This window comes from Rhodococcus sp. IEGM1428, from assembly GCF_050321865.1.
GTDB lineage: Bacteria > Actinomycetota > Actinomycetes > Mycobacteriales > Mycobacteriaceae > Rhodococcoides.
Genome location: NZ_JBNQFW010000008.1, coordinates 60,626 through 85,506, shown reverse-complemented (window position 1 = coordinate 85,506; position 24,881 = coordinate 60,626). Strand labels below are relative to the sequence as shown.

General features: G+C 60.5%; 26 protein-coding genes. 16 read left to right on the top strand and 10 right to left on the bottom strand.

Annotation, left to right across the window (positions count from 1 at the left end; translation table 11 throughout):
- Nucleotides 1-181: 181 nt before the first annotated feature.
- On the bottom strand, nucleotides 182-1,264 hold the full coding sequence (locus tag ACQR3T_RS26125; RefSeq protein ID WP_428695469.1) for a M20 family metallopeptidase: 1,083 nt from the start codon (nucleotides 1,262-1,264) through the stop codon (nucleotides 182-184).
- 146 nt (nucleotides 1,265-1,410) lie between these two features.
- Here ACQR3T_RS26125 and ACQR3T_RS26120 point away from each other — a divergent pair, with 146 nt between their 5' ends.
- Nucleotides 1,411-1,617 (top strand): hypothetical protein, encoded by a 207-nt coding sequence (locus ACQR3T_RS26120; protein ID WP_428695468.1) that lies wholly within the window; start codon nucleotides 1,411-1,413, stop codon nucleotides 1,615-1,617.
- A gap of 210 nt (nucleotides 1,618-1,827) precedes the next feature.
- On the opposite strand, the gene ACQR3T_RS26115 is transcribed toward ACQR3T_RS26120, so the two are convergent.
- From ACQR3T_RS26115 to ACQR3T_RS26090, 6 genes are all read right to left on the bottom strand, one after another.
- Entirely contained in the window at nucleotides 1,828-2,658 is an 831-nt protein-coding gene (locus tag ACQR3T_RS26115; protein ID WP_428695467.1) for a nitrilase-related carbon-nitrogen hydrolase, read from the bottom strand.
- Nucleotides 2,655-3,557 (bottom strand): ABC transporter permease, encoded by a 903-nt coding sequence (locus tag ACQR3T_RS26110; RefSeq protein WP_428695466.1) that lies wholly within the window; start codon nucleotides 3,555-3,557, stop codon nucleotides 2,655-2,657. The genes ACQR3T_RS26115 and ACQR3T_RS26110 overlap by 4 nt, the downstream gene beginning before the upstream one ends.
- Entirely contained in the window at nucleotides 3,554-4,309 is a 756-nt protein-coding gene (locus ACQR3T_RS26105; protein WP_428695465.1) for an ABC transporter ATP-binding protein, read from the bottom strand. Before ACQR3T_RS26105 ends, ACQR3T_RS26110 begins: the two co-directional genes overlap by 4 nt.
- Nucleotides 4,306-5,106, bottom strand: a complete 801-nt coding sequence (locus ACQR3T_RS26100) for a glutamine amidotransferase (RefSeq protein WP_428695464.1) — start codon at nucleotides 5,104-5,106, stop codon at nucleotides 4,306-4,308. The genes ACQR3T_RS26105 and ACQR3T_RS26100 overlap by 4 nt, the downstream gene beginning before the upstream one ends.
- Nucleotides 5,107-5,200: 94 nt before the next feature.
- Nucleotides 5,201-5,917 (bottom strand): M24 family metallopeptidase, encoded by a 717-nt coding sequence (locus ACQR3T_RS26095; protein ID WP_428695463.1) that lies wholly within the window; start codon nucleotides 5,915-5,917, stop codon nucleotides 5,201-5,203.
- Nucleotides 5,914-6,966, bottom strand: coding sequence for an ABC transporter substrate-binding protein (locus tag ACQR3T_RS26090; protein WP_428695462.1), 1,053 nt, complete (start codon nucleotides 6,964-6,966; stop codon nucleotides 5,914-5,916). The genes ACQR3T_RS26095 and ACQR3T_RS26090 overlap by 4 nt, the downstream gene beginning before the upstream one ends.
- A gap of 131 nt (nucleotides 6,967-7,097) precedes the next feature.
- On the opposite strand from ACQR3T_RS26090, the gene ACQR3T_RS26085 reads away from it, so the two are divergent.
- From ACQR3T_RS26085 to ACQR3T_RS26015, 15 genes are all read left to right on the top strand, one after another.
- Nucleotides 7,098-8,120 (top strand): LacI family DNA-binding transcriptional regulator, encoded by a 1,023-nt coding sequence (locus ACQR3T_RS26085; protein ID WP_428695461.1) that lies wholly within the window; start codon nucleotides 7,098-7,100, stop codon nucleotides 8,118-8,120.
- Nucleotides 8,121-8,285: 165 nt separating this feature from the next.
- Nucleotides 8,286-9,053 (top strand): class I SAM-dependent methyltransferase, encoded by a 768-nt coding sequence (locus ACQR3T_RS26080; protein WP_428695460.1) that lies wholly within the window; start codon nucleotides 8,286-8,288, stop codon nucleotides 9,051-9,053.
- 49 nt (nucleotides 9,054-9,102) lie between these two features.
- Complete coding sequence (locus ACQR3T_RS26075) at nucleotides 9,103-10,029, top strand: nucleotidyltransferase domain-containing protein (protein WP_428695459.1); 927 nt, start codon at nucleotides 9,103-9,105, stop codon at nucleotides 10,027-10,029.
- Complete coding sequence (locus ACQR3T_RS26070; protein WP_428695458.1) at nucleotides 10,026-10,745, top strand: MazG nucleotide pyrophosphohydrolase domain-containing protein; 720 nt, start codon at nucleotides 10,026-10,028, stop codon at nucleotides 10,743-10,745. Before ACQR3T_RS26075 ends, ACQR3T_RS26070 begins: the two co-directional genes overlap by 4 nt.
- Entirely contained in the window at nucleotides 10,738-11,394 is a 657-nt protein-coding gene (gene hisG, locus ACQR3T_RS26065) for an ATP phosphoribosyltransferase (RefSeq protein WP_428695457.1), read from the top strand. Before ACQR3T_RS26070 ends, hisG begins: the two co-directional genes overlap by 8 nt.
- 2 nt (nucleotides 11,395-11,396) lie before the next feature.
- The gene (locus ACQR3T_RS26060; RefSeq protein WP_428695456.1) at nucleotides 11,397-12,305 is read left to right on the top strand and encodes an ATP-binding cassette domain-containing protein; all 909 of its coding nucleotides are present in this window, start codon (nucleotides 11,397-11,399) and stop codon (nucleotides 12,303-12,305) included.
- Nucleotides 12,302-13,081: an ABC transporter permease gene (locus ACQR3T_RS26055; RefSeq protein ID WP_428695455.1), complete on the top strand. Its 780-nt coding sequence runs from the start codon at nucleotides 12,302-12,304 to the stop codon at nucleotides 13,079-13,081. The genes ACQR3T_RS26060 and ACQR3T_RS26055 overlap by 4 nt, the downstream gene beginning before the upstream one ends.
- Nucleotides 12,991-14,127: an LLM class flavin-dependent oxidoreductase gene (locus ACQR3T_RS26050; RefSeq protein WP_428695454.1), complete on the top strand. Its 1,137-nt coding sequence runs from the start codon at nucleotides 12,991-12,993 to the stop codon at nucleotides 14,125-14,127. Before ACQR3T_RS26055 ends, ACQR3T_RS26050 begins: the two co-directional genes overlap by 91 nt.
- Nucleotides 14,128-15,231, top strand: coding sequence for an AIR synthase related protein (locus ACQR3T_RS26045; protein ID WP_428695453.1), 1,104 nt, complete (start codon nucleotides 14,128-14,130; stop codon nucleotides 15,229-15,231).
- Nucleotides 15,228-15,899: a hypothetical protein gene (locus tag ACQR3T_RS26040; RefSeq protein WP_428695452.1), complete on the top strand. Its 672-nt coding sequence runs from the start codon at nucleotides 15,228-15,230 to the stop codon at nucleotides 15,897-15,899. Before ACQR3T_RS26045 ends, ACQR3T_RS26040 begins: the two co-directional genes overlap by 4 nt.
- Nucleotides 15,900-15,919: 20 nt before the next feature.
- Nucleotides 15,920-17,092, top strand: coding sequence for a glycosyltransferase family 4 protein (locus ACQR3T_RS26035; protein WP_428695451.1), 1,173 nt, complete (start codon nucleotides 15,920-15,922; stop codon nucleotides 17,090-17,092).
- A 73-nt stretch (nucleotides 17,093-17,165) separates the two neighbouring features.
- Nucleotides 17,166-17,624 (top strand): hypothetical protein, encoded by a 459-nt coding sequence (locus ACQR3T_RS26030; RefSeq protein ID WP_428695450.1) that lies wholly within the window; start codon nucleotides 17,166-17,168, stop codon nucleotides 17,622-17,624.
- A gap of 63 nt (nucleotides 17,625-17,687) precedes the next feature.
- Entirely contained in the window at nucleotides 17,688-18,833 is a 1,146-nt protein-coding gene (locus ACQR3T_RS26025) for a hypothetical protein (RefSeq protein ID WP_428695449.1), read from the top strand.
- A 48-nt stretch (nucleotides 18,834-18,881) separates the two neighbouring features.
- On the top strand, nucleotides 18,882-20,072 hold the full coding sequence (locus ACQR3T_RS26020) for an aminotransferase class I/II-fold pyridoxal phosphate-dependent enzyme (protein ID WP_428695448.1): 1,191 nt from the start codon (nucleotides 18,882-18,884) through the stop codon (nucleotides 20,070-20,072).
- A complete protein-coding gene (locus ACQR3T_RS26015) occupies nucleotides 20,069-21,007 on the top strand; it encodes an NAD-dependent epimerase/dehydratase family protein (protein WP_428695447.1) in 939 nt (312 codons plus the stop codon). The genes ACQR3T_RS26020 and ACQR3T_RS26015 overlap by 4 nt, the downstream gene beginning before the upstream one ends.
- Before the next feature lie 324 nt (nucleotides 21,008-21,331).
- Here ACQR3T_RS26015 and ACQR3T_RS26010 read toward each other — a convergent pair whose 3' ends face one another.
- The 3 genes from ACQR3T_RS26010 to ACQR3T_RS26000 all read right to left on the bottom strand — a co-directional run bounded on the left by ACQR3T_RS26010 (nucleotide 21,332) and on the right by ACQR3T_RS26000 (nucleotide 24,859).
- Nucleotides 21,332-22,285 (bottom strand): aldo/keto reductase, encoded by a 954-nt coding sequence (locus ACQR3T_RS26010; RefSeq protein ID WP_428695446.1) that lies wholly within the window; start codon nucleotides 22,283-22,285, stop codon nucleotides 21,332-21,334.
- A gap of 147 nt (nucleotides 22,286-22,432) precedes the next feature.
- Nucleotides 22,433-22,990, bottom strand: a complete 558-nt coding sequence (locus tag ACQR3T_RS26005; RefSeq protein WP_428695445.1) for a TetR/AcrR family transcriptional regulator — start codon at nucleotides 22,988-22,990, stop codon at nucleotides 22,433-22,435.
- A 510-nt stretch (nucleotides 22,991-23,500) separates the two neighbouring features.
- Nucleotides 23,501-24,859 carry a PLP-dependent aminotransferase family protein gene (locus ACQR3T_RS26000; RefSeq protein ID WP_428695444.1) on the bottom strand — a complete coding sequence of 453 codons (1,359 nt, stop codon included), beginning with the start codon at nucleotides 24,857-24,859 and terminating at the stop codon, nucleotides 23,501-23,503.
- Between the last annotated feature and the right edge of the window lie 22 nt (nucleotides 24,860-24,881).

Below are 24,881 nucleotides of genomic sequence, written 5' to 3'. Positions count from 1 at the left end.
GCACAGTATATGCAGAGGTTTGCCGGTAACCCTGCATATCAAGACTGGCCGTATAGCTACGACCGACGGGGCTACGACCGACGGGTTTGGACTCGGTGTCGATGAGACCGTGCCCGAACTCGAGGTTGTCCTGCAAATGGATAGGTCGCTGTCACAGTCCCCAGCCAGAATCCTTGATTCGTCAGTCGACGGTCGGCCATGCACGCGTCGCCGCGGTGTAGGCCACGATCGCCGCATCGAGTTCGTCGAGCGTGACGGTTTCGTCCGGGGCGTGCATCAGTGCAGGTGTCCCCGGCCCCCACACGACGATCGGTGCGGCGGGGACAGCGGCTGCGATGATGGACGCGTCCGTGAAGTACGTGACCGGTTCTGTTGCAACGGAAAGCGGAAGGCTCCCGACCCATCCGTTGCCACTGGGTGTGCGAACCCCGGGTAGATCGATCCGAGCATCGGCACGATCGACCTCGGGTTGATCGCGCCACCAGGACAACAGATCGGACCCGTCGCCGACGGTGCGATGATCGACGACGACGTGCGCTCTATCGGGGACGATGTTGGGAGCAGAGCCGCCGTCGATCAACCCCACGTTGAACGTCTCTGCGCCCAGGAACTGATCCGTCGACAGTGGGAGCTCGGAGCGGGCCCGCGCCAGTACGTCGACCAGCTTCATGATGGCACTCTCACCTCGCTGTGGAGTGCTTCCGTGTGCGGCAATTCCTTTGGTGGTCACATCGACCCACAGTGCTCCTCTATGCCCCAGGTGGACGCGATTTCGGGTTGCCTCGGGTACTATCACCGCTCCCACCGCGCAGTCGGCGACGGCATTGCGAGCGGCACGGGCACCGAAAGAGCCAATTTCTTCGTCGCTGGTGAGCAACAAGGCGGCAGGAACCCCGTTGTCGAAGGCGTCCAGCACTGCGGCGGTGGCGGCTACGAGTCCGGCCTTCATGTCCGAGGTGCCGCGGCCACGGAGAACACCGTCTTCGACATCTGCGGCGAAGGGATCGAACTGCCAGTTCGACAGATCACCGGGCGGAACGGTATCGACGTGACAGGCGAACATCAGTCGCGTCGCCGGCGGTGGGGAGGGATTGGTGATCAACAGCCATGGGTGGGGACCATCCGGATCGCCGTCGATGGCAAGGTCACCGACGCGGGCCCTGAGGACGGACACGATTGCGTCCATCGACAAGCGCTGAGGGCGGGGATCACCCGACACAGTGGGCTGGGTGACCAGCTCGGTGAGAAGTCCGACGGAATCCATTCTTCGGTTGATCCTAACTCTCCGTCGCCGTGTCAAGTATCGGGTGAAGCAAGCACAGAGCACCATATGCACTCCCGCTCCCCAGTATTCTGTATTCCGGCGGTCCTGTACCAGGCTCGCCTTCTTACGAACCACCGGAGGTTTACATGGGCGGCATTGCCGACAAGCTCGACAAGGCGTACGAGAACAAAAAGCTTGACGAGCTCGTCAACGCTCCGGTCTACTCACTGCGAGGTGTAACCCGCAGCGACGCCGACCATCTCAAAGCCGCGTTCGACATTACGACGATCGGCGATTTGGGTCGTAACAAGTACTTCCTGTGGGCTCAATCGATCGCCACACTTGCCGAATAGATTCGTCCGCGCATGCGGTCCGGGCATCACGACAACATACGACGAATGATGCCCGGATTTGCACGGCGTTTGGGGCAGCCGGTTCCTGTTCGCGTACTCCACAATTCCTGCAGTTGGTGCTGGCCGAATATCGACATCAGTACGACGTGTGGTTCCGTACAATGCCGCTCCAGACAGATTGCCGGGTGGACTCACTGCAATCGGCGAAACTCAGTCGGAAATTCGGTAGCTATCTGTCCGACGGTCACCTATCGGGTTATTGAAGTCGTTCCATCGCCGCCCTGGTCCGATGGCGGCCGTGTCGAGGTCGGCGACCAGAACGTGCTCGGTGAGGGTAGGGGCAGGTCCGGCTGCAGTCCATCCGGTATGGCTTGTGATCACGCTGCGGCCAAGAAAATCCTGTCCGCGTTCGGTTCCGCAGCGGTCCGCCGCCACCACCGGGATCCCATTGCAGTGTGCTGCGGCGCTGCACAGCACCGTGGCCATTGCAGATCCGTCCGGCCCGTTCCCGGCGGCGATGGGCACCCAGTTGGTTGGGACGCAGAGGATTTCGGCTCCGTCGAGAGCGAGGGTTCGTGCTGCCTCTGGAAACCAGAGATCGTAACAGATCAGAATGCCGATTGTGCCGAGTGCGGTTTCGTGAACGGCAAGGCCGAGGTCGCCGGGGGAGAAAACGATGTTCTCCTTATTCCACAGATGGAGCTTTCGGTATTTTCCGATATATCCGGTCGGGCCGAGAAGTACGCTCGAGTTGTAAAGTCGGTCACCGTCCTTCTCTGCTATGCCGAATACCAGGTGCATGTTGTATTCGGCGCATGCATGCAGTAGACGTTCGGTCGTCGGTCCGGTTGGGATCTCTTCGGCCACAGTGCGGCATTCTTCGGCATCGGTGAACATGTAGCCGGTGGTTGCCAGTTCAGGAAACACCGCTAGTTGCACTCGGTCGCGGGCCAGGTCGCCCATTGTCGCCACCATGGCCTCGACGTTGTCACTTACGGCGTTCATTGCGGGATTGGTTTGGACGCTCGCTACGCGGATCATGAGGTTTCTGCCTTGATCGATTTGGAAGGATCGTGAGAAATCTTGTCCAAGGATTCGGCGGGCACCGGCCTTTGGATGAGATCGGCGCGGCGGAGTCGTCGTCTCCAGCCTGGCTGGGCGGCCGAGCGTCGCCAGGGTGTGAAGAGCGATTCGGCTCCGGCAACGACTGCGAATGCCGCCAGACCGAGGACAACTAGCAGAATGATCGCGGCGAATACCGATGCGACGTCGAGGCGGGACTGTGCCTCGAGCAGGGAAACGCCGAGCCCACCGGTCGTCGACGCAGTCCATTCGCCGATGACCGCACCGGTCACGGCGAACGTTGCTGTCATCTTCAGAGCGGAGAACAGGGGAGTCAGTGTTGCAGGCAGTGTCACGGAGCGGAATATCCTCCAGCGAGTCCCTCCCATTGCTCTGACGAGGTTGATCAGATCCTTGTCAACGGATGCGAGGCCGTCCAGAACGTTCACGACCACCGGGAAAAAGACTATGACCGCAACGATGGTCAGTTTGGGTGCCATGCCGAAACCCAGCCAGATCACCAGGGCGGGAGCGATCGCAACAATTGGTACGGCCTGCGAGGTGATCAGAATCGGGTACAGGAAGCGTTGAACTGCACTGGACCAGGACATCACCAGCGCAAATGCGAAACCGGTTGCGGCACCGATGAAAAAGCCCAGAACGAACTCCTGTCCGGTGATGAGAATTCCCGGGCCCAAGGTAGGCCAGTTCTCATGTAGGGCCCGGAACGTGCGGGCTGGGCTGGGGAGGACGTAGGGAGCGATGTCGAACAGGCGAACCGACAGATCCCATACGACGATGATGAGCCCGAGGCCGACGAGAGGGGCGGCGACTACCCAGAATCGTGGTGGCGTCAGCGATCCTGTCCGAGATCTCATGATGCCTCCGATGTGCGGCCGTAGATTAGGTCCAAGATGCTCGATTTGAGCTCGATGTATCTGTCGTCTGTGGTGACGTGGACATCGCGCGGGCGGGGCAGGTCGACGGGGAGCACGGCGTCGACGCGCCCGGGGCGCGGCGACATCACCACGACTCGGTCGCCGAGGAACAGAGCCTCGTCGATGTCGTGGGTGACAAACATGATGGTTTTGCTTTGCTCCTGCCAGACTTGGAGTAGCCATTGCTGCATCATCAGCCGGGTGTGGCTGTCCAACGCGCCGAACGGCTCGTCCAGCAGCATCACGGGGTGGTCCAGGGCCAATGTGCGCATGACTGCGACACGCTGCCGCATACCACCAGACAGGGCGTGCGGGTAATGGTGCAGGTAGTCACCGAGCCCGTAGTGCTGTGCCATTTCTGCTGCGGATTGCCGGGCCGCGCGTGACGCTCCACCGCGGACATCGTCTCCGAGAACGATGTTGTCCAGTACCGTTCGCCAGGGCAGTAGAAGGTCTTTTTGAAGCATGTAGCCTACGTGCCCGGTTTCACCGTTGATTCGGCGTCCGTCGAGCGTGACGGTGCCCGCGGTGGGCGTGAGGAGTCCGGAGACAATATTGAAGATCGTCGACTTGCCGCATCCGGACGGACCGACGATACAAACGAATTCGCCTTCCTCGACTGTGAGATCGACTGGGGCGAGTGCGTGAACGTCCCCGAACGACTGTGCCAGGCTACTGAGGACGAGGCTCACGGCATGCGCTCGTTCACGGTCACAAGCGCATCGTTCGGGGGAGTGGTGGTGTCTTCCCTCGCGAGCCAGGAGATGGTCTGGGTCCACAGTTGAGCGAACCCGTCCCAGCGAGTGAAAGTGCTTGGTGCCCAATGCGGACCGATATCGCTGGCGAATGCTGCGGATCGGCCCTGGCCGTAGTCGCCTACTGTGAGGAGAGGGAAGCCGTTCACTTGCGACAGCACTGTTGCGGCCGAGCGCGGCGTCAGTCGTTGAAAGCCGAGAAGGTCGGGCCAGGTGCCGGGTAGACCGATCGTACAGGGGTGTTCCGGCCCGAACAGCGTCGGTGTGACACCGTCGGGACATTCTTCGCGATCGTCGCCGCTTTCCATGAGAACCGGAAGTACCTCGGCGATCAGGGAGGGCTTGTAGTTCGCTTTTGCCTCGATACCTTGAAAGCTGAGGTATCCGCCGACCATCATCAGCGAGCCGCCGGCGCGGACCCAGTCACGGAGCACGCGGAGCCGGTTCGGCTGAGGTTTGCCCGCCAAGTAGACATCGTTCGGTAGCAGGAGTGTGTTGGAGCCGATGTCACTGAGGACCACGACGTCGAAGTTGTTAAGCTCCTGCTCCGACCACGGAAACTTCTGCGCTGCTTCATGATTGGGCATGAATGTGACTGCGTGGCCTCCTGAGCGCAGAGCGTGCGAAAAGTCGTCTGCCCCTTCTTGATAGGACACTGTCGTGAAGGAGTCGAAGCCTTTGGTGTGGATGGACGTGGTGGTCCAGGATTCGCCGGCGACGAGGACTCGCGCCATGGGAGTTCCTGCCTTTCTGAGTGCTGGGTCCAACTGGTATCTGTTGGGGATTTTCGCTAAGTGGCGATACGAAAGCGAACCGCCACAGGGTCGATCAACGGAGTACCTGGCATCCTTGCGGGCCGAACCAGACGACATCTTCGACCTTGACACCAAATGTCCCATTGCCGATGAAAGGCTCCACTGCCCAGGCTTCCCACATCGGCGTCGTGTTGTGCCGGTCGATGTAGCCCTTTGTGTACGAGACGCTCCGTCCGATCGAATGACCGATATTGCCGAGTCTGTCCAGGTGGGTCCATCCAGAGCCGGCGATGCAATCGTCGAACACCTGCCACAGCTCGCAGGCCGGCATACCTGGGTAGCCAGCTGTGAGAACGGTGTCGTGAATCGACTGGATCAGAGCCTGCGCTTCGCGGTACTCGGGCTGGTCTCCGACTACGAACGTCCTTGTACAGTCGCCCCACCATCCGTCTACTACCGGGTGAACGTCGATGTGCCCGCAGTCGACGTTCCATAACATTCTGTCGGTGGGAGCTTCGGTCGGAAAACACATCAGTGTGCCCGCGCCGAAACCGACGTTGACCCTGGTCCATAGGCCCGATGATCCACCTGCTCGGAGTTCTTCTTCTGCCCAGCGGGCCAGGTCGAGTTCGGTCATTCCTGGCCACGCGTACTCTGCAGCGGCGTTTGCGACGTCTCTGGCCAGAATCTGAGCTTTCACCAGCCCGGCGGGCGGATGGGAGGCAACCGTCTCTGCGCCGGTGTCGAGGGCACGTTCTGTAGCTGCGGGCTTGGACTGAAAATAGGTCATCGCGGCATGTAGGAGTCGGTCCAGTAAGTACTGGGTTCGCCGACAGAGTTCACGAGGCCTTGTTCGACCGCGGCATCGAGCAAGGCCGACCAGGTGCCGTCGCTTTGCGTCAGTGGGGGGTTTTGGGTTTGCAGGATGTCGGCGGTCGCGTTCCACGAATCTACGATGAATGCCATGTCCGAACCGGGATATGCATCGGAGAAAATTTTCATCGCGCTGTCCCGGTCAGCAAGGGCATCGTTGAGTCCCCGCAGGGTAGATTTCATGAATTCCGTTGCTGTGTCGGGGTTTTGGTCGAGCCATTCGGTGTTGCCGGCCACGACGAAGATGGGTGCGTCGGGAGCGCCGTGATCACTGGCAGGCATGAAGAACGGTTCGAAGCCACCATTGATACGGACGTCGGGGGACTCGGCGTTGGTGACTCCAGTGATGATGTCGACGCGATTCTCGAGAAGGAGCGGAACCGTGTTGTCGGTGGCTGTCACCAACTGGACGTCCGATATGTCGAGGCCGACGGAGTTGAGCATGATGGTCAGCTGCGCTCTCGACCACGCGTCGTTGTAGATTCCGACTGTCTTGCCTTTGATGTCGGAGAGGTCGAACGGGTCGCGGGCGATGAGGCCCCAATTGTTGGTGTCGCCGTAAGCGCCCGTTGCAATGACCGGCGCGTCTTGGTCCCGAGCAAACACGACGTCGAGGGTGGTCGTGAAGGCAATGTCGGCTTGTCCTGTGCCCAGGAATTTCATCGTGTCAGACACGGTGGGCGGGGGAGTGATGGTCAGGTCGATACCAGCGTCAGAGTAGTAACCTTTGGCTTGCGCGACCAGGAATGGCGTCCAGAACGCATCTGCAACAGGCCATTCCATCACCATGTTGACTGCGGTCCTACCATCCGGTGATTCCTCTTTCGAGTTGTCGGCGCAGGCGACCAACCCGGTTGAGGCAATCGCCGTTACGGCGAGTGCTGCCACCCGCGAGCGAAAGTTGAACTTCATGGTTCTCCCTTTACGAGTGCTGGGGGTGGGGATGATGGGGTATCCGATTTCCACTGAACCATCGCCCACTCGACGGCGCAACCACCAGGTGTTTCATCGATGTAAACGTTTGCCTGCGGTCAGAATACCCAGATGCGGCGATATCGTTGCACGGTTCGAACGTTTAATTTTCTGAGAGGACGACCGTGACTCCAACGATCAAGCAGGTGGCCGAACGCGCGGGCGTATCGACTGCCACGGTCTCTCGTGCTCTGTCGGGTTCGCGCACAGTCTCACCCGAGTTGACGAGCCGAATCGTTTCGGCAGTCGAAGAGTTGGGTTACTCGAGCAATGTCATCGCGAGCTCTCTCCGCCGCCGACGTAGCGACACCATCGGCATGGTCGTGCCGGATCTGGCCAACCCGTTCTTCACCGCCCTCGTCCAGAACGTGGACCACGAATTGGCTCGCCGCGGATGGCAAGTGCTCTTGTGTGATGCGCAGACCGACAGCACTGTCGAGGCGCAACGATTGACCTCGCTCATCGAGCGTCAGGTCGATGGCATCATCATCAGCCCCACGAACGAATGGGAGAGCGCGCCCGCGGTCCGTTCAGCGGCGGCAAAGGTGCCTGTTGTTCAAATAGACCGTCGGGCGCGTGACACCGACACCGACTGGGTCGGTATCGATGACGACTATTCACAGGGACTAATCGTGTCACACTTGCGTCAATTAGGCGTCGCCACTGTGGCATTCATCAGCGCGACGCCCACCGATTCATCCTCTGAGCTACGGCAGGCCGGGTTCTTCAGGCATGCGGAGAAGCAAAATCTGTCGATCATCCCGGAGCTGGTTCTGCTCGGCGACTACTCGCTCGAATGGGGAGTGGAATCCGGCCGGATCGTTCTCGCGTCACCGCACCGCCCGGCAGCGGTGGTGTGCGGAAACGATCTGATCGCGTTGGGGGTTCTCAAAGCGTGCAGAGACGCTGGGGTGTCGGTTCCTGCCGACATTGTCGTAACCGGTTTCGATGACATACCGTTTGCTGCGCTCAGCACGCCCGCGTTGACGACGATTGCCCAACCTCTCGAAGATATTGCCCTCGAGGGGGTTCGACTGCTCGCGCAGGCCATCGAGGGCTCACGGCACTCCGCGACCGTTCGATCATCCCTGGGATCCAAGCTGGTTGTTCGCGAATCAACCGTCCGGGTGGATCCCGGCCCGCTCTGACTCGGTGCCTCCGAACTCTCCGAACTCTCCGAACTCTCCGAACTCTCCGACCAGGCTCTGCTCGTTGCGGTCACGGGCACGTATGCAAACGTTTACATTTTTGTAACCCCTTTTGGTTGCCGAGAAGTGAAATCCCGGTAAGTATCAGTCCAAGAGCACAATCCGATGCGTAGCGGCTCGTGCCGGTACGCCGAATGGCACTCAGGGCAGGTACATGTGACCCAGACGTTGAAAGACACCGGCGAACGCGTCGTCCCTCTGTCCGTGGAACCGGACGACGTCATGGCCTCGACGCTGCTCCAGCAGCACCTCGAACGGTACGAGGAGGTTGCCGGTCGGCTGAGCGGGGGCCTCGTCGTCGATGCGGGCTGTGGAGCGGGCTATGGAAGCAAGATGATATCCGAACGGTGCGAGGAAGTGCTTGCCCTCGACATCTCCAGCGAGTGTCTCGATTACGCCCGAGAACACTACGACGCGGACAACATCACGTATCGCCGCTTCGATTTCGACGCCACCGACAGTCTGCCGGAAGCAGTCGATGCGATCGTGTGCTTCGAGGCGTTGCAGCACGTGGAGTCCCCTCGATCGGTACTCCTCAAATTTCGAAATGCGTTGAGCGCGAACGGCAAACTCTTCATCTCTGCCACGACGTATGACTCGACGAACATTTACAAGTACCACAAACACGATTACACTCGGGAATCTTTTCGGCAGGAACTGTTGGACGCGGGCTTCGTCATCGACGACGAATTCGAGCAGGTCGCGACAATAAGCGCCAAAGACATGCGGCGAGTGATGTTCAGGCATAGCGAGAGCTTCCCAATTGCTCGCCTCTTCCTCCGCCCTCAGCGGGTTCTGGGAACCATGTGGCGTTCGTTCGTGTACCCGGGGTTGGAGCACTCCGATTTGACCCTCATCTGCTCTCCCGGTTGAGGCGCTGTACCTCCGCTCCATATTCCAAGTCGACCGGAAGGACACCGCAGTGCAGTTCGAGCAACAGATGGAAGAGAATGCCCGGGCCTTTCTCCACGGGTTCGGACTCAAGCTCGAGGAGATAGTCGATCTGATTCGTCCGGTGGGTGAAAACGAACTGCTGCTTCTTGCCGGCAGTGTTGTGGAGGGGCTGGCAAATGCCGAAAGCGACCTCGATCTGATTCTCATCGGCGATGGGCCTCGACTGGCTAGTTTGACGCTTCGAGAAGAGCGCGTCGAGACGTCGACCATCATTCATCCGTCAGGTCTGGAAGTCAGTATCGACACGTATGAGCCCAAGGAACTGGAGCGTGTGTCTGCAACGATGCGGGTTCTCGTTCATTGCCTGGACGACCCCGATTCGATAGACACCTTTCCGATCATCTACGACGAGTCGGACCGGAAGCTACTTCATCGTTTGGCGACATCGATTCCGTTGGCGAACGAGGAGGCTGTTGTGCGCTCGCGTGCAGGCGCTTTCGTCGATCGGTTACCCGAGGTGGTTGCGATCACGCGGATGATCGACCACTTCTCCCATCGTGAAGACGCGATATCGCACGCCAACCTTCAGCAATGGGATGCGGCGAGTTTCTCGTTGATGCGTAGTGCAACGGATATCGTCGGTGCTCTCAACGCCGCCGCTGGTCTGACAAATCACAACGCACGCTGGTCTATTCCGCTGCTCCGACAGGCGGCAGCTCAATTGCCGCCATTCGATGTCGACTTTGCGATAGACCTGATGCTCTCAAGAGTCCAGGACAACACCACGTTCGACACGCAGGTAGACCGGATGAACGAGCTCGTTGGAGTTGTTGCACAACAACTTCCCGGCCTGCTTCCGATATCGGCCAAGATCGCCGAGCACTTTCCGATCACTCTCGCGCGCGTGGACGGTGCGGAGGCCACTATGCCGAAGCCGTGGGAAGCTGCAACGTGAGCGCCGTAGCCGATAGCCGCCGCAACGACGCCGAACCAATCCCTGCTTCGGCACAGACAGACGCTCTCGATCACGTTTTCGTCTTGATTCCAGACTTCTGTACCGCACAGGGTTTGCACAAGGCCGCCACCAACAGGCCTGATCTCGTGGTGGTGCAATCGTTCGACCAGTCGTCGGAGGAAGTCAGGCCGCTTGCACCCAAAGCGGCCAGGCACGCCGTCGGCCAAGCATTGGTCGAGCTGCAACGACGGACTGGCATCGACGACTCCGTGGTCGAGAAGTTGACCGATGAACTCCGCGGTGTGGCAGCGGTCGCGGTACAACCGAGCCTCGTGGTCGGCACGGACCTCCCCTCGGATCTACTCGACCGCCTCAAAGAGGTGAGCGCGGAAAATACCGCGTGGCGCAAGTCGGTGTCGCTGCGCCGGTTGACAATGCCCGAAGTGCAGACCGAGGCCATGCAGGTGTACGGCCGAGTGGGGGTCGAACACGCACTGGTATGGACTCTCGAAGAGCTCGGTGAACTGGCGCAAGCAATCAGGCGCGGCGAACACCAGACCCGCATTGCGGAGGAACTCGGCCAGTTGGCCGCATGGGTCTTCTGTCTCGGAAACATCTGCGGCGTGTCTGTAACCGACGCGCTGCAAGCCAGCATGCGCGACGAAGTCGTACGTCAGATGCGAAAGTACGGACACCGGAAGCCTGCCAATGCCTGAGGCAACCACGATGGTTCACGTAGGCCTCCCGAAGGGCCGGTTTGCGCCGACAGCCACCGATGTCTTGAAGAGGCTGGGTGTCGAGCTGGACGAACGGGCGGTCTCTGGCCGCACTCGCAGCATGTCGTTCCATCTACTCAAAGCAAGAGACATCCCGAACCTCGTGAGCAGTGGGTACCTGTCGTTGGGCGTAGCAAGCGACGAGTGGATCACAGAGTGCGTCGGAACCAACATTGTCCGTCTGGGGCGGTTGGGCTGGTGCAAAACGTCGATGTGCGTCATCGGACCGGACGGCACGAATCTCGACAGTGGCTCCGACCTGCGTATAGCAACCGAATTTCCAGTGCTCACGAGCAGTTTGTCCACCGCGCGACAGTGGACTTCGACGATTATCAACGTGTCCGGATCCACCGAAGCCTACGTGCCCCTTCTAGCGGACGTAGCCGTGGATTGCGTAGAGACGGGCGCAACCCTGGCTGCGAACGGGTTGTCGGTGCTCGAAACGCTGTACACCTCGGACATGCACGTCATCGCTCGTTCTGGCCTGCCGCGCCGCGACGAATGGGTGACACTGCGGCCAGTTCTGGATGCGCTGCTCGACTCCGCCGTCGGTGCGACGAAGGTCGGCTCCGCCGGCGGGAGCGTGTAACGATGCCCTACGACCCAACCAGCGGTAGAGGGCCTCTCGTCTTGAGCGCCCGTGACTTGAGCTACAGCCATCGCAAAGATCAACCGGTGTTCGAAGGCCTCGACATCGACCTACCTGCTGGCTCGTCGGTCGGCCTGACCGGCAGGAATGGAGCAGGCAAGACAACGCTGCTGGGCGTCCTGACAAGGACGCTATCCGGCACTAACGATGCCCAGGTCCAATACTTGACCGAGCGAGGTGTCCTCGACGTTGGATACGCCACTCAGCACGTCGCGCTGTATGAACTGCTGACAGTTGTCGAGAACCTACGATGCGCAGCATCGATGCTGGTGAGAAGCCGCGAAGTCACTCAAGTGGTGGATGCAGCACTCGAAGAATTCGGACTCGAGGGACTGTCCGACAGAAGGGTGGCCACTCTTTCGGGCGGTCAACAACGAATTGTGCACCTTGCCACCGCGTTCGTCCACCGGCCGACGACCCGCATTCTCGACGAACCCACCGCAGGGCTCGACTTCTCCTCCCGGCAGCTGTTGATCGACCTGGTCGCCGGTTGGAAGAGCGCTGGCTGCGCGCTCTTGGTGACCGCTCACTACCCGGAGGACCTCGAAGAGATGTGCGACGACGTAGTCGTGTTGACCGATGGCCACCTTCGTCCGCTGGGTGAAATTCTCGACCGAGGACATGCACAATCGCGGGCGATCGAGCTGGGAACACTGACGGACAGGAGCAGTCGGGTTGTACGGCGGACCGTGCAATTCGACGGCACGATGCTAGGACTCGTCGAGAATCTCAAGAAATCAGCAGGAGACTCGGAGAACGTTGCATACGTCGACTACCGTGCCACCTCTGTTCGAACTGCGATGAAGACTTCGGTGGGAGAGTCCCGAGACGAACGGGATTCGGGCCTATGACACGACAAACGGCATCGACAGTCATCCCGCCATTTCAACTGTTCAAATCCTACGCATCGCTCCAGACAAAGATAATGTGGCGGATCCGCACGCCATTGGTATTGGTAATTGTGTTGCCTTTGCTTCTCACGACACTGCTCGGGAACGCGGCTGCCGACGGTGACTCTGTCTTGTACGGTGGTCCGTTGGGTTGGGCTGTGATGTTCAGCTTCCTGGTCGTCAATTACGCGGGATTGGCCTTGTACGACGAATACACCGATCGAACTTTCGTCCGACAAAGCCTTCACAAACCACCGCGTTCTGCATTTCTATTGGGTAAGCTGGCACCGGCTGCGCTTCTATCGATGGTGTCCCTGGTGTTCTTCACCGTCTACGCTGTTCTCACCGGCACTCTGCCCTTGTCGACCGGGCTTTTCGGAGTATCAGCCGTATACATCTTGCTGGTGGCAGTCGGAACGCTCTTGGGCGCAGCATTATTCGTGGCATGTCCCGGACCGCAATCATTTCAGTCGCTGACATTCCTACTGCTGATCTGCTTCGCAGCAGTGGGCGGTGCAATCGTGCGTACAGAACATCTACCTGCAATATCCCGCGCCTTGGGGTATGCCACCCCGCACTATTGGGCTGTGCAGGTCATCAGAAGCGCCGAGGAAGGTCGATTCGATCTCGAATCGACAGTCCGATCATGTCTCGTGTTGGCTTTGATGGCAGTCCTACTCGGCGCATTCGTGTGGAAGACATTTTCGTTCCATGCCGACAAAAGCAGGGCAATGTGATGAGCAGCTACGGAGAGGTGGTGACGAACGTGGATCAACGCCCGCGTTTTGGTGCATTCGTTCCGCAAGGATGGAAACAAGAGCACGCGGACCGATCGGGTTCGGAGGCGTGGAGGAGCGTTGTCGACTTCGCAGGATCCGCGGTGGCTGCAGGTTACGACGGTTTGTGGGTCTTCGACCACTTTGAGACCTATCCAGACCGGCTCGCCGCGCCACTGTTCGACCCGTGGGTGACTCTGGCGGGCCTAGCTCAATTCCCGACCGTCGATCTAGGCGTTCTCGTGAGTTGCGTGTCGTATCGATCGGTATCCCAGCTGGCAAAGCAGGCCGCGTGCGTCGACATTCTGGCCGGAGGGAATCGCATCGTGGTCGGACTCGGAGCCGGCTGGGATGAAGACGAGTACGCCCGACACGGCGTGCCCTACAGGTCGCCCCGCGAACGAGTGCGATTGCTGGAGGAGACGGCAACTGCTTTGACGATGTTGTGGAGCCAAGACGACGTGTACTTCGATGGCAAATACGTTCAGCTAGCCGGCGCAACCTGCGCCCCACGGCCGGCATCACCGTCACCGCCACTCCTGATCGGCGGCGACGGTGAGCGGCACACGCTACGCATAGCAGCGGAGCGGGCCGACATGGTCAACTGGCAGATCGGACTCGATCAGTTCAAAAAGAAGTCCGCTGTTCTTCGCCAGCACTGCGACCGTGCAGACCGTGACTTCGACGCGATCGAGCGGACGCATTCTCCCAACTGCTTACTGTTCGAGAGCCGACGCGACTACGACCGATGGCTTACACGCCCCGGCGCTGATCGTTCACCCGCCGAACAGAACGAATACAACAAATCCCGCGGCATGTTCATCGGCACCGTCGAGGACGTCGCCGAAGTCGTATCCGGCTATCACGAGGCCGGATGCCGCGGATTTCAGATCTACTTCTCCGACGGCCCAGACACCACCAGCGCGGAGGCCTTCATGTCCGAAGTGGTACCTATGGTCGGACTGACGGCCTCAGGCCCGATCGGCAACAACGGAGAGGCTACTTAAATGTCAAGCGAATACGAACGGTCCGGCGTCGATTACGGTCGGCTGGATCTGATCAAACGGCTGGCAGTCGCAGCTGCGGCAAAGACGGACGACCTTGCAGTCAACAACGACGGATTCGATGTGTTCGGTTCGACGCGCGGCGAGCCTGCGTTCTGCTTCACAGTGGGGACGCAGACACTTGCGCTCGTCGTGGAAGGCCTCGGAACCAAGTCCCTGATCGCGGAGCGAGTCCTGTCAGAGACCGGCGAAAACTACTTCGACGCCGTGGCGAAGGACGCCGTTGCTGCGATTGTCAACGATCTACTGTGCGTCGGCGCACTGCCCCTCGTCGTCAACGCGTACTGGTCGGTCGGTGACGCAACATGGTACGACTCCGAGGCGGCTGAGGCGCTCATCAACGGTTGGCAGTTGGCCTGCCGAGAGTCCGGTGCGGTCTGGGGCGGAGGTGAGTCACCTGCATTGCCGGATATCGTGGCCAAGGGTGCCATCGAGCTTGCCGGTTCTGCGGTGGGGGCAATTCCGCAGGGCAAGCGACCGATGACGGGCGAAGCAATCGCCGAAGGTGACCGAATCATCCTCGTCGAAAGCAGCGGGATGCATACCAACGGTGCCTCGGCGATGCGGCGACTCGCGGGCGATCTCCCCGATGGATACAACACGAGTATCGATAGTGCAGGGACCACGTTCGGTCGTGCCATTTTGGTTCCGACCGTCAACTACACGCCCCTCGTACGTCGGCTCGTCGAAGACTCCGACTGCGAGATCTCGTACATCAACCACATCACAGGTCACGGCTTCCTCAAGCTCATGCGTCCAGTGGGGGAGTGGAGGTATGTGATCGAGCAGCTACCCCCCGTGCCTCCGTTGTTCGAGTTCTTCGTTCGGGAGCGTTCCTTGGACGCCGCGGAGGCCTACACGTTGTTCAACATGGGGGCCGGACTCGCGCTGTACGTTCGTCCGCGATCCGTGACAGGGGTGCTCGACGCCGCGGCAGCGGTCGGGCTGAACGCGTGGGACGCCGGTCGGGTGGAGCCGGGCACGCGATCGGTCGCCATCGAACCGCACGACGTCGTCTTCGACGCGGATGCGATGAGGCTGCGATGAAAACGAACGTCCGAGTGATAGCGCCGCACTTGCGTCTGACTGCTCTGGAAGCGGTGTGCGACAGTATTTCCGGCCAAGACCTGGTCTCGTACTTCCACGACCGGCGATCCACGGTGGACCTGCCTATCGATCAGGAATCCGACATGTTGGCTCTGTTGCGCACTGTGGCTGAGCGGCCGCCCCGTGCTATCGATTTGGCGCAGGACATCCTCACCGTCGTCTATTGCATGTCGACATGGGATGCGCTCTTCCGAAGCATGGAGGTGTATCGAGGCAACGTCTACATAGCGGGAGACGAGCAGATCGAGAAACTGCTCCGTGCCGCTGGTGTCGGTATCACGACCGATCTGACTGGACCGGGTGGAATCTTGGACGTAGCGCAGTCTTTGGAGCTGCTCTATCGGTTCCCGGTTGCACTCAAGTTCACCGGCCACTACTCGATGCGGACCCAGCTACGGGTCAACGGATGGGGCAGAGAGCTCGCTGCGACAGCGCCGATTCTGCCCTCGCTTCGTGACGTTCGCGATCGACTGCAGGCCGTCATCGTCGAGCATCAGTCGAGTTACGGATCGCTTTTGGCAGACCTGAGCGAGAACAGTCTCGAACCGCCGAACAAGGAGGGCATTCTGCCCAGAGCCGATCTCCTTCCCGTAGCTGTGCTGATCTGACCAGGACAGGCGACGGTTCCATGCGAATACTCCTCCTTCCCACTCCAGACCTCGAATACGAATCAGGAAGTACTCTGTTCGCGGCGCAGTTGATGCAGCGGTTGGAACGGCGTGGGCACGACGTCGATGTCATAGCCAAGACACGGCCGTCTGTCGATCCGAGTGTGGATGGGCGAGTGTCCATCACGACGCTGCCCGACATACCGGACTACCCGCTGCGGACCGACGCTGAAATCGACTCCAACACGGTTCTACGCGGCGTGTGCTCGATCCTCGACGTCATTTGCGGGATGTCTGGAGAGGGTAGACCGGACCGCATCCACGCGTTCTACGCCGGCTACACAGCCCAGGCCGCTTTGATTGCGAAGTGGCAACTCCGGGCCGAGTTGATCGTCTCGACGTTCGGGCGAGACCTGACGCAGGACATATACGAACATCCTGATCTCGGTCCCCCCGCACGGGCAATCTTCGCCGCAGCGGACATGGTCACCGTTCCGTCGGAAGAGATGGGGCACTTGGCGACCGAGTTGTACGGTGTCGACCCCACCAGAATCGCGATTTTGAAGCCGTTCGTCGATCTGTCTGCCTTTCGAGCTGTCTGTGCGCGTCGATCGCAACGCGTAGGCGACTCGAAGGGTCGAGTCAGGTTGCTCATTGTGCAATCCGCCTTCAATGTCAGCAAGGGATTGGAAGCTGCGCTGGAGGCGGTGGCTGTTGCTTACCGTGCGTGCCCAAGTATTTCTCTGACGGTTGTGGGGCAGGACGATTCACCGGACCGCCGACGCACTCGCGACATCGAGAAGGTTCTCCAGCGGTTGGAAGTGCCAGACGGCGTCATCGTGTTCGTCGGCTCCGTGCCCAACGCAGCGCTGCCGGATGTACTTGCCGACCACGATGTGTTCCTCGATGCGCGGTCCTCTGGAAGCTTCAGCTCCAGCTTGCTTGAGGCGTCAGTGTCGGGCCTGGTATCGGTGGTCACGAACATCGGTGAAAACAGGGAGATGCTGATAGAGGGGACTTCCGGGGAATTAGTTCCGGTAGGCGACATCAGGGCATTTGCCGCTGCTATCGTCCGCGTGGTCAAGGGCCTTGTTCACTACCGGCGTGGTGCCCGGTTGTCGTCACCGACAATCGCAGAGCGCTACGATCCCGCGCTACTGAACCAGATGTTGGACGGTGTTTACCGTGACTGACGGTTCTAACGGAAGTTCCAGCGCACCTCGGATCATCGCAATAGACGGACACGACGGTACCGGAAAAACGTCGATGACCAGAGCTCTAGCAGCAGCATTCGGCGGCTTGGCCGTGCGTCCTTTCAGTGATTCTCTGGGTGATCACATCGCCTGGCTGCTCAAGAACGGAGACTTCTCGGCAGGATCCCGCTTGGCGCAGAGCGCAGTGCTACGAATGCAGTCCCTTCATCCAGACAGCTCCATTCTGTGGATGGACAGGCACTGGGCATCCATCTACGTCGACCTTCCATCGGAATTCTGGGGCAGCTGGCAACCATTGCCGACCACCGTCTTCTTGGATGCCCCCGCTGCGACCATGATCGCTCGGTGCGCCAGTAGAGGCGAAACTCCAGGACCCACAGAGGAATTCGAGTCGTACCGAGCCAAATTTTACGAGCTGGCCCGAAGGTTCGATGTGCCCACGTTCGACACTGAAAACGTCTCCGTCGAGCAGACACTGCACGACATCTCGGCCCTCATCAGAACCACTTGAAGCACAAATTCCGCCGCAGCTCAATCAATTCCGGTGCAACCCATAGACGACGAGGAAGTAGCCATGAACAGCGTTCATCATTCCAGGACGGGCCCGGACACCGATCGACAAGAAGTCAGTGCTTTCGTAAAAGATCTGGCGCAGAAGACATTCCAGGATCTCGAAGGCAACGACTCCTCGGTCATCCCACGGTGGTCTACCAGCCCTCTGGTTCGCAGTGTGGCTCCGGAGAATCTCGGTGGTCTCGGATTCACGTCTGCCGAAGCATACGATATGCAGGTGCGGCTGGGGTCCTATTCTCCGTCGCTTGCCGCCGCTACCACCATGCACCACGTTTCCATTCAGACGCTGGTATCTCATGCCACACGAGCGCCGGATGAGGAAGTAGAGGTCATCCGAGCAGTCGTTGGGGCCAATTCCGTTTTTGCGTCGGCATTTTCGGAAGGTAAGCCATATTCGTCAGTGTTCGACCCGAAGTTCTCCTTCGAGAAAAAAGGTGAGACGTTCGTCTTGAACGGGCGAAAGGCACCCTGCAGCCTTGCCCGGTCGATGACGTTCGCCATGACAAGCGGGCGGGACCGCGAGAACGGCATGCGGATGGTCGCACTGGTGCCCAATTCGACCCAGGGCCTGTCGACACAACCGTTCTGGCATTCCAACGTACTTGCTGCCGCAGAGTCCGACGCGCTGGTGTTCGAGAACGTCGAGGTACCCGCGGAACTCGTTTTCAGACAGGATGTCTCGGAAGACGACGCACTGTCCGAGCTCTTCGGATACTTTCTGTTCGGACTGCTCATCAGCGCCTCGTACGTCGGTGCGTCGTTCAGATTGGTCGACGAATTGGCGCAACGCCCTCTAGCGGACGTGAAGGCGAAGCAGTTGGCACGGATCTCGGCGGCCTTCGACTTGCACGACCGGCAGCTGCGCGGACTGGCCGAGCGGGCAGATCAATGCCCAGCGTCAGAAGTCGCTGCCCTGTCCACTGACCTGCTGCTGGCAAGGATGGCGCTCCGGCGGACGATCGACGAATGGTTCTCGACGATCATGGAACTGATCGGCGGAATGGGGTTCATTCAAGACTCTCCCGCAACGAGATTGGCTCTCACACTGCAGGCATATCGTTTCCACCCGCCGAACGATGCGGAAAACCAGGCAGCAATCGACTCGTTGATGAAAGGCGGCGGATATGTGCTACCGAACTACGTCTAGAACAGCCCCGTTGCGGGCTGGCCATGGATTCGAAGAAGGGTTTGAGACATGCACCCGCTCATAGCTCGCGTCGTAGATCATCCGCAGGCGCGCCTGCAACGAATGTTGAACGACCTCGACGCCAATCCCTACTTTCGAGCACTAACCCCGCGTGCGGATGGAGGTCCGCTGGTGTTCGGCTCGAACAATTATCTGGGTCTGAAGGACCACCCCGAGGTCGTCTCGGCACTGCAACGAGCCGCCTCGACCTATGGTTGCTCGACCACCGGAAGCAGACTGCTCAACGGGACAACCAGCCTGCACCTCGACCTCGAGCACGACCTTGCGGCATTGACAGGCCGCGAGGCGGCGTGCGTGTTTCCCACCGGATATCAGACAAACGTCGGACTGTTGTCCTCGATGATGACCCGGGACGACGTCGCGATCGTCGATCGATACGCACACGCGTCGGTCCGCGACGGCCTCCGCATGAGTGGATGCAGGGTCGAGCGGTTCGAGCACAACAACATGGCCGATCTCGAGCGGCTCCTGTCTCAGTACGAAGGTAGTCAACCACTGGTCGTGGTGGACGGTGTCTACTCGATGGAGGGGTCAATAGCCCCGATCAGCCAAATATCCACGCTGACACACAAGTTCGGTGCACTACTGATGATCGACGAAGCGCACTCACTGGGCCTGTACGGTTACGCTGGTGGCGGTCTTGCGGCCGCTGCCGACTCGGAACTGAACGATTCCGCGGACATCTTCGTCATGGCTTCGTTATCCAAAGCGCTCGGTGGTTTGGGCGGGTTCGTTGCCGGAACCGAAGAGTTCGTCGATTCCGTGAAAGTTGTTGCCAACTCTATGATTTTCGCCACGTCCAGTCCTCCGCCAATCGTCGCGGCCGTGCGTGCGGCGCTGCGCGTGTGCATGTCAGAAGAAGGGGACGAACTTCGACAACGCATTCGGACTGTTCACCGGTACGCGGTTGACCAGTTGGTCACGCACGGATGGTGCGAAGATCACGGCGAACGCGACTTCTCACCGATCGTTCCGCTCATGGTAGGCCAGACGGAAAACGCCATTCGACTGACGAATGCGTTGTGGCAAAGCGGGATCTACGCGGGTGCAGCTATTTACCCGGCCGTCCCCAGGGAGCAGGCAATCCTTCGAGTATGCCTGACGGCAGATCACACAACGGCTGATGTCGACAGACTCATTACCGTCCTGAGTCAACTGGAGCGGACTCCGGCAGCATGAACGGTGGCGCACAAGCCGTCCGTGCTCGACACATCGTAATCACGGGTGCATCGGGCGACATCGGAGGATACATTGCGCAATTCTGGCTGGCCCGCGATTCTGACGTTACGTGCCTGACGCGGAGCGAAGCACCGCCAGGCACTGAGCGTGTCGGGTGGGCGCTGGGTCGCGCCGTACCCGACGGAGTCTTCCAGCGAAACACAGTAGTGGTCCATTGCGCCTTCAACGTCGAGGAGAGTCGAGACCGTGGTGCGGCGTTCGACGAAGACGTCATGGGATCGCTTCTTCTGTACGAGGACGCCCTTCGGCGCAACGTCGATACCTTTGTGTTCGTGTCGAGTGCCAATGCTCTCGGGTTGGCGGATCGAGGCACTAAACCCCGGTACAGGGTAGAAAGTGAGGTTTCGAAGTCATTTGGACGACACACATATTCACAGCACAAGCGCGATGTCGAAGCGCAGTTGATCGCGCGTAACGGTAGCCATGGGACACGTCTGATTGTTCTGAGGCCATCGATGGTGGTGGGTCCTAACTTTCGAAACTCCGCACTGCAAGCTTTTCAAAGTCGGGTCGGTATCTATCCATCGCCTACCCGGTCCTGGTACCAATTTCTCGATGTCGAAGATTTCGCGCACGCGATGGTGTCCGTGGTCGAGAGCGGTGTCGATGGTGTATTTCAGGTTGCACCGGACGATGCGATCAACGTACGGCAGATATACGACATCTCTGGTGGCACCGTTTTAGATGTTCCGTTGCGATGTGCCTCGTTCGCCGCCGACGTAGCGTTCCGGTTGAGAGCCAGTCCCTTTTCCGGGCACTGGGTGTCGTACGGCGACCCCATCCTGAGCTCAGCGAAACTACAAGAAACCACCGGCTGGCGACCGCACCGCGGGTCCGCCGAGGTGTGGCGCAAGTTCTGCACAGGAATTATCTGATCTTGATATCCCGAGGACTAAACGATTCGTGATCGCGGATGTGTGGGTGTCGCCGGACTCCGCCTGCGGCATGTTGAGGGCAACACGTAAAACGCTGAGCCTAGCTGATCATGGTGGTTGGCCACCGAGTGCCCGCACGGACAGATCGCGTTCACCTGAAGATGCGTCCAACACGAAAACCGCAGCCGCACAGCATATGCAGAGGTTACAGGTAACCCTGCATATCAGAACTCGTCGTATTGCTTCGCGCTCCGGCACCGTCGCAGGTGCTGGCACCTGTGCATATCGAGTCCGGTCGCCCCGCTCCGCTAGCCGAGTAGAGGTTCAGTAGCGGGTACCGACCACGCGGGTCGAGATCGACGCCAGCGTGTCGAGGTCGTCCGCGGACAGAACCAAAGCGCTGGCTTCGAGGTTTTCGCGTAGGTACTTCTCTCGCTTGGTTCCCGGGATGGGGATGACATGGGTGCCCTGGGCGAGGACCCAGGCCAACGCAACCTGCACCGGCGTGGCGTCGCGATCGTCGGCGACCTGACGGACGGCGTCGAGCAGTGACTGGTTGGCGGCGATCGCTTCTGCACTGAACCGAGGGTTGCTATGACGCCAGTCATCGGCCTCGAGATCGTCGCTCGAGCCGAAGGCACCGGTGAGGAAGCCTCGACCCAGAGGGGAGTATGGAATGAACGCTGCGTTGTGGGCTGCGCACCACGGCACGACGTCATCGAGCTGCTCGGTACTCCACAGCGACAACTCCGTCTGAACGCTGGCGACCGGATGGATCGCGTGGGCAGTATCGAGCTGGTCGACGGTTACTTCGGACAGTCCGATGGCCCGCACCGAACCACGTTCGACCAGCTCGGCCATGGCCCCCCACGTCTCGTCGAGCGCAACCTGGGGGTCGACCCGGTGAAGCTGGTAGAGATCGATGACGTCGGTGCCGAGTCGCTGCAGTGAGGCCTCGACGCCCGATCGGATGTGGTCAGGGTGTCCGTTGGGAACGAGACCGCCTCGGTCATCGATCACCATCCCGACCTTCGTCGCCAACGTCACCTCATCACGGCGTCCTTTGATGGCGGTACCCACCAGTTCCTCGTTGGTGAACGGGCCGTAGACGTCCGCGGTGTCGATGAGGGTGGCACCGAGGTCGATCGCGGTGTTGATCACCCGCGATGATTCCGAGGCGTCGCGTTGGTTTGCGCCGTAGGCGAAACTCATACCCATACAGCCCAATCCGATCTCGCCGACCTGGATCCCTGAACTTCCCAGCATTCGTGTTCGCATGACGTTGCCCTTTCTGTGTGGCCGCTAAGGCGACACAGGATGTGCTCCAAATTAACCGGGGCGTGCGCCCCGCTTAAATCAACGTACACATCTTCGCTTTGCGTGCGAGAAGATGATGGCGTGATCAGCGCCCATCCGGGCATGGACTCAGGGACGTAGGCCGAGGATGGCCATCTCGGTCACGCGGTCGGCGACCTCGGCGTCGTAGGCCTGCATCGCGAGGGCTCCGACGATCAGTGCCTTGAGGTCAGGCGCAGTGATAGTGGCCTTGACCGAGCCGGAGCGTTGCGCTGCGACGAGCAGCTCGCCGAGCGCAGTGCGGAATTCGTCCTCGGCTCCCGGTGCGACGACGTCAAGATCTATACCCGAGCCTGCCATCGCATCGGCGAGTGAGCGGTCGAGGGCACCCTCGGCAATCACCACACGGAGGAACTCGAAGACCGCCTCGCTGGGATCGCCGCTGGTGAGCAGCTCTCTGGCAGTGTCGGCCAGTGTGTGGACGCGGCCGACGATCACCGCGCTCAACAGCGCAGCCTTGGTGGGGAAGTGGCGCCACACCGTCCCGGCTCCGACGCCCGCCCGTCGGGCTATCTCGTCGATCGATACCGAGGTGCCTTCGGTGGCCAGTGCCTCGTACGCAACCTCGAGGACCCGCGCCCGGTTGCGGGCCGCGTCGGCGCGCAGTGGCCGCTTCGAGTCACCCATGCCACTCCTGCCATTCACGGTCGCTATCGCTATCGACGGAACGCACCACGGTACCCGTCAGCCAGCAAGGACGAACCGCCCGACCTCGGCGAAATCACCGCATTCGGCGTCGATGCCAGCGACGCAGTACACCCATGCACCAACGCTCCTAAATGGACTAACCATCGAAGTCCACTCCGTCGGAACCACCGACGCAAGCCGACCTTCTGCGGGAACACCGATCACTCCTTTGTCAATCCAGTATCCCTCGCCGAGATGGTCGGCCCAGTCGCCGCACGACCACTCCCAATGCGACAAGACATCATGAACCATAGCGACAGGCAGTCTTTGCGAAAAGCCCTACAGCGCAGCACATGCAGACGTCCACTGGATAACGTGCTTCTATCTCCTTCGCAACTCAAAAGCGGGCGGGTTGCTGCCCGGCCATCGTCGCTCACTATCTGCATCGACCGGCATTGCCGGACCGTACACCCAGGGCCGCTGGCAACCGCCGAAGTCACCGGCGCAGCTTCAATCGGTGTTGGGCGGCGCCTTCAGCCATGCGACGAGCGCTTCGATTGCTGGCTCGAATTGGGCTCGTGATGGTGTGGCGAATCCGGCGATGATCGCGGGCCGTTGTGGCCGGCTGCGGGTGTAGCGCGCGAGTGCGTGCACTGCGACACCATCGGCGTCGATCGACTCGGGCTCGAGTGCGCGGATCTCGTGTTCTTCGTCTACGGGGATGAGTGCGTGGAGTCCTGCGGGGATGCCGGGCGCATCGTTGCCCGCGCGGTGGAGCGCGTGTTGGAGGTAGGCACGACGGCGGGCGTACTCGCGGCGCTGTCGTCGGATGTGGCGTTCGTAGTGTCCGGTGCGGATGAGGTCTGCGAGAGCGAGTTGGTTGAGGGTCGGGGCGGCACCTGTGAGTTCTTCGGATGCGTCGATGACCGGCTGGACGAGGTCGTGTGGAAGGGCGAGCCAGCCGAGCCGGAGTCCTGGGTCGAGGGTTTTGCTCGTGCTCCCGGCGTAGATCACCTGGTCGGGCAAGGTTCGCTGCAGGGCAGCGATCGGGCGGCGATCGAAGCGGAACTCGCCGTCGTAATCGTCTTCGATGATGTAGCTCGCGTTCGCCGTGGCCCAGTCGGCGACGATCTGACGCCGGACCGGTAAGAGAGCCCCGCCGATCGGGAACTGGTGCGACGGAGTCAGTAGGACCGCACCGATATCGTTGCCGAGCCGCTCGACGTCGGCACCGTCGTGGTCGACGGCGAGGTCGGTCACGGCCAGCCCGGCAGTGCGCCAGGGCCGGTCGAGCGCGGGCAGTGACGGATCTTCGATCGCGATCGATGCCGTCCCTCGGGATGCGAGTGCTGCTGCGAGAAGAGTGCAGGCGGTGCGGAACCCCGCACAGATGACGATGGACTCCGCGGTGGTGTCCACGCCACGGGCTCGACCGAGATACGCCGCAAGTTGGCGGCGTAGCTCGAAGACGCCGCCGTGGACATGTGGGAGCTCGGGGGATGAGGTGGCGCGCCGGGTGGCCGCGAGCCATCGCGCGGCCGGGAAGGAACCGTGCTCGGGTCGACCCGGTCGCAGATCGAATGTGGGTCGCACCTCAGGAACCGTCGTATCCGCAGGGTGGGCTGAGATGGTTCTGCGGGCGACGAAAGTCCCCGCTCGCGGGCGAGCCTCGAGCACACCTTCGGCAACCAGATCATCCATCGCAGCAACCACGGTGTTTCGGGCGATGCCGAGTTCGGCGGCGAGCTCTCGCGTGGCAGGCAATCTGGCTCCCGGTAGGAGATCACCTCGCGTGATCGCATCGCGGATGGAGTGCTCGACCGCACGCACCTTCGGCAACGACGGATTCAGGCGAAGGAAAGCAACCATTGGACCAATGTAATGCCGTTGT

Coding starts and splice junctions, on each gene's coding strand:
- ACQR3T_RS26125 (WP_428695469.1), bottom strand. CDS start 1,264: ATGGATTCCGTCGGACTTCTCACCGAGCTGGTCACCCAGCCCACTGTG.
- ACQR3T_RS26120 (WP_428695468.1), top strand. CDS start 1,411: ATGGGCGGCATTGCCGACAAGCTCGACAAGGCGTACGAGAACAAAAAG.
- ACQR3T_RS26115 (WP_428695467.1), bottom strand. CDS start 2,658: ATGATCCGCGTAGCGAGCGTCCAAACCAATCCCGCAATGAACGCCGTA.
- ACQR3T_RS26110 (WP_428695466.1), bottom strand. CDS start 3,557: ATGAGATCTCGGACAGGATCGCTGACGCCACCACGATTCTGGGTAGTC.
- ACQR3T_RS26100 (WP_428695464.1), bottom strand. CDS start 5,106: ATGGCGCGAGTCCTCGTCGCCGGCGAATCCTGGACCACCACGTCCATC.
- ACQR3T_RS26095 (WP_428695463.1), bottom strand. CDS start 5,917: ATGACCTATTTTCAGTCCAAGCCCGCAGCTACAGAACGTGCCCTCGAC.
- ACQR3T_RS26080 (WP_428695460.1), top strand. CDS start 8,286: ATGCGTAGCGGCTCGTGCCGGTACGCCGAATGGCACTCAGGGCAGGTA.
- hisG (WP_428695457.1), top strand. CDS start 10,738: ATGCCTGAGGCAACCACGATGGTTCACGTAGGCCTCCCGAAGGGCCGG.
- ACQR3T_RS26060 (WP_428695456.1), top strand. CDS start 11,397: ATGCCCTACGACCCAACCAGCGGTAGAGGGCCTCTCGTCTTGAGCGCC.
- ACQR3T_RS26055 (WP_428695455.1), top strand. CDS start 12,302: ATGACACGACAAACGGCATCGACAGTCATCCCGCCATTTCAACTGTTC.
- ACQR3T_RS26050 (WP_428695454.1), top strand. CDS start 12,991: ATGTCTCGTGTTGGCTTTGATGGCAGTCCTACTCGGCGCATTCGTGTG.
- ACQR3T_RS26045 (WP_428695453.1), top strand. CDS start 14,128: ATGTCAAGCGAATACGAACGGTCCGGCGTCGATTACGGTCGGCTGGAT.
- ACQR3T_RS26040 (WP_428695452.1), top strand. CDS start 15,228: ATGAAAACGAACGTCCGAGTGATAGCGCCGCACTTGCGTCTGACTGCT.
- ACQR3T_RS26035 (WP_428695451.1), top strand. CDS start 15,920: ATGCGAATACTCCTCCTTCCCACTCCAGACCTCGAATACGAATCAGGA.
- ACQR3T_RS26030 (WP_428695450.1), top strand. CDS start 17,166: ATGACCAGAGCTCTAGCAGCAGCATTCGGCGGCTTGGCCGTGCGTCCT.
- ACQR3T_RS26025 (WP_428695449.1), top strand. CDS start 17,688: ATGAACAGCGTTCATCATTCCAGGACGGGCCCGGACACCGATCGACAA.
- ACQR3T_RS26020 (WP_428695448.1), top strand. CDS start 18,882: ATGCACCCGCTCATAGCTCGCGTCGTAGATCATCCGCAGGCGCGCCTG.
- ACQR3T_RS26015 (WP_428695447.1), top strand. CDS start 20,069: ATGAACGGTGGCGCACAAGCCGTCCGTGCTCGACACATCGTAATCACG.
- ACQR3T_RS26010 (WP_428695446.1), bottom strand. CDS start 22,285: ATGCGAACACGAATGCTGGGAAGTTCAGGGATCCAGGTCGGCGAGATC.
- ACQR3T_RS26005 (WP_428695445.1), bottom strand. CDS start 22,990: ATGGGTGACTCGAAGCGGCCACTGCGCGCCGACGCGGCCCGCAACCGG.
- ACQR3T_RS26000 (WP_428695444.1), bottom strand. CDS start 24,859: ATGGTTGCTTTCCTTCGCCTGAATCCGTCGTTGCCGAAGGTGCGTGCG.